At 68.7% G+C, this 2,789-nt stretch carries 2 protein-coding genes; both read left to right on the forward strand.

Going from position 1 to position 2,789, the window contains the following annotated elements; all coding sequences use genetic code 11:
- On the forward strand, positions 1–1,457 hold a 1,457-nt coding region (bchB, locus tag ACFDTC_RS17995), incomplete at its 5' end, for a ferredoxin:protochlorophyllide reductase (ATP-dependent) subunit B (protein WP_375260252.1).
- A partial coding sequence (locus ACFDTC_RS18000) for a cobaltochelatase subunit CobN (protein WP_375260253.1) occupies positions 1,447–2,789 on the forward strand: 1,343 nt, incomplete at its 3' end. The genes bchB and ACFDTC_RS18000, both read left to right, overlap by 11 nt.

The raw sequence follows: 2,789 nt of genomic DNA on the forward strand, positions 1-2,789 counted from the left end.
TGCACTACGTGCTGCACGCGCCGCAGGGCGACACCTATGCCGACCTGCTGTTCACCATGATCGAGCGGCGCAACCACCGCCCGCCGGTGACCTACACGACGTTCCAGGCGCGCGACCTGGGCGCCGACACCGCGCAGCTGTTCAAGCGCGCCTGCCTCGACGCCTATGACCGGTTCCGCCCCGAGGCGATGATCGTCGGCGCATCCTGCACGGCCGAGCTGATCCAGGACGACCCGGCCGGTATGGCCGAGACGATCGGCCTGCCGGTGCCGGTGATCCCGCTGGAGTTGCCTTCGTATCAGCGCAAGGAGAATTTCGGCGCGGACGAGACCTTCTTCCAGATCGTCAAGGCGCTGGCCCGCCCGATGGAGCGGACCGCGCGCGTGACCGCCAACCTGATCGGCCCGACCGCTCTGGGCTTTCGCCATCGCGACGACATCACCGAGATCACCGGGCTGCTGGCCGACATGGGCATCGCCGTGAACGTCGTCGCGCCGTTTGACGCGCGCCCCACCGACATCGCCCGGATGGGTCAGGCGCATTTCAACGTGCTGATGTACCCCGAGACGGCCGAGACCGCCGCGCGCTGGATGGAGAAGACCCTCGGCCAGCCTTACACCAAGACGGTTCCGATCGGCGTGGGCGCCACACGCGATTTCGTGGCCGAGGTGGCCGAGTTGAACGGCCTCTCGCCCGCGCTCGACGACGCGCGGCTGCGGCTGCCGTGGTACTCGGCCAGCGTCGATTCCACGTACCTCACCGGCAAGCGCGTCTTCCTGTTTGGTGACGGCACGCACGTGGTCGCCGCCGCCCGCATCGCCCGCGACGAGATGGGGTTCGAGGTGGTCGGCATGGGCTGCTACAACCGCGAACAGGCCCGCCCGGTACGCGCGGCCGCCCGCGACCACGGGCTGACCGCCCTGATCACCGACGACTACCTCGAGGTCGAGCGCGCGATCGAAGAGGCCGCGCCCGAACTGATCCTCGGCACGCAGATGGAACGTCACACGGCCAAGCGGCTGGGAATCCCCTGCGCGGTGATCGCGGCCCCGGTCCACGTGCAGGACTTCCCGGCGCGCTACGCCCCGCAGATGGGGATCGAGGGTGCGAACGTGATCTTCGACACCTGGGTGCATCCGCTGGTCATGGGGCTCGAGGAACACCTGCTGACCATGTTCCGCGAGGATTTCGAATTCCACGATGCTGCCGGACCCAGCCATCACGGCCACAAGCCCGTGCCGCTCGCCCAGCAGGAAACGATCGACACGCCGCCGGCCGCACACGCGACCGGGATCGCCGTCGTCTGGCTGCCCGCCGCCGAGAAGGAGCTGAAGAAGATCCCCTTCTTCGTGCGCGGCAAGGCCCGCCGCAACACCGAGAGTTTCGCCGCCGAGCGCGGCATGGCCGAGATCGGCGTGGATACGCTCTACGAAGCGAAGGCCCATTATGCGCGATGAGGCCCATACCCAGCGGAGCTACACGCTCGTCATCCTGACGCTGGACAACCACGCGGCGGGCCCGATGGCGCGGGCGTCGCTGCGGCTGGCGCAGGATTTCCCTGGGCTGAAAGTCGACGTGCACGCCGCCGCCGAGTGGAATGAGAACCCCGAGGCACTGGACGCCGCGCGGCGCGCCATCGCGGGCGCCGACATGATCATGGCGAACCTGCTTTTCCTCGAACCGCACGTGAAGCCCATCCTGCCGGACCTGCGTGCCGCGCGCGACCGGGTCGACGGCATGATCGGCGTGATCGCCGATGCCGAGATCGTCAAGCTGACGCGGATCGGCAAGCTCGACATGATGCAGCCCGCTTCGGGCATGATGGCGCTGATGAAGAAGCTGCGCGGCTCGTCCAAGCCCTCGGCCGAGGATGGCGCCAAGAAGATGGCGATGCTGCGCCGCCTGCCGCGCATCCTGAGGATGATCCCGGGCAAGGCGCAGGACCTGCGGTCGTGGTTCCTGGTCATGCAGTACTGGCTGGGCGGCTCGGACGACAACATGGAGCAGATGGTCCGCTACCTGCTGGGCCGGTACGCCGTGTCGCGTCCCGACTGGCTGGGCCGCGAGGGCGCCGCGCCGATCGAATATGCCGAGGTCGGCCTCTACCATCCCGACCTGCCGCAGCGCATTACAACCCGGGCGAGCGACCTGCCCGGGCCGAAACAGCCTGTGGCGACAGTCGGATTGCTGATGATGCGCTCCTACGTCCTGTCGGGCGATTGCGCGCATTACGATGGCGTCATCCGCGCCTTCGAGGCTCGCGGCGTGCGGGTGCTGCCGGCTTTCGCAGCCGGGCTCGACGGCCGGCCGGCGGTCGAGGCGTTCTTTATGGACGATGGCGAAGCGAAGATCGACGCGCTGGTCTCGCTTACCGGGTTCAGCCTGGTCGGCGGGCCGGCCTACAACGACAGCGACGCGGCTGTCCGCGTCCTTAAGGCGCTCGACGTGCCGTACATCGCGGCGCACCCGCTCGAATTCCAGACGCTGGGCCAGTGGGCGGCGTCGGACACGGGACTGGGGCCGATCGAAACGACGATGCTGGTGGCGCTGCCCGAACTCGACGGCGCGACCTGCCCGACGGTCTTCGCCGGGCGGCACGGGGCGTCAGGCTGCGACGGCTGCCGGCATGCCTGCCGCGCGCCCGAGGATCACGCCAAGTCGATGCAGCCCTGCCCCGAGCGGATCGACAGCCTGGTCGAGAAGACGATGCGCGCGGCGTCTCTGCGCCGCAAGCGCAACGCCGACAAGACAGCCGCCATCGTGCTTTTCGGCTTTCCGCCCAACGCGGG

The sequence above is a fragment of the Citreimonas sp. genome, from assembly GCF_042096055.1.
GTDB lineage: Bacteria > Pseudomonadota > Alphaproteobacteria > Rhodobacterales > Rhodobacteraceae > Citreimonas.